At 47.8% G+C, this 203-nt stretch carries 1 pseudogene; it reads right to left on the bottom strand.

The window, feature by feature from the left end:
* Window positions 1-183 (bottom strand): annotated as a pseudogene (locus tag MLE13_RS17960) (copper amine oxidase); the annotation flags it as partial.
* Between the last annotated feature and the right edge of the window lie 20 nt (window positions 184-203).

Here is a 203-nt window from a genome sequence, read left to right on the forward strand (position 1 = left end):
CGCATGCTCCGTTAATGTCGTGTCAAGTGCAATACGCAATTCAGCAGCGGGTGTTGCTGTCGCCATTTCCATAGATGCTTCGCTCGCTGTAGAATGTCCTCCGTGGCTGTCGGCAAGTGCCGCCGTTGGTACCAGTAATGCTAGGCTAAGTGGTAAGGCTAAAAGTACTTTGTTTAATTTCATCTAAAATCGCTCCCTTTTTT

It is taken from the genome of Planococcus halocryophilus (genome assembly GCF_022489025.1).
In the GTDB taxonomy this organism is placed as follows: domain Bacteria; phylum Bacillota; class Bacilli; order Bacillales_A; family Planococcaceae; genus Planococcus; species Planococcus halocryophilus_A.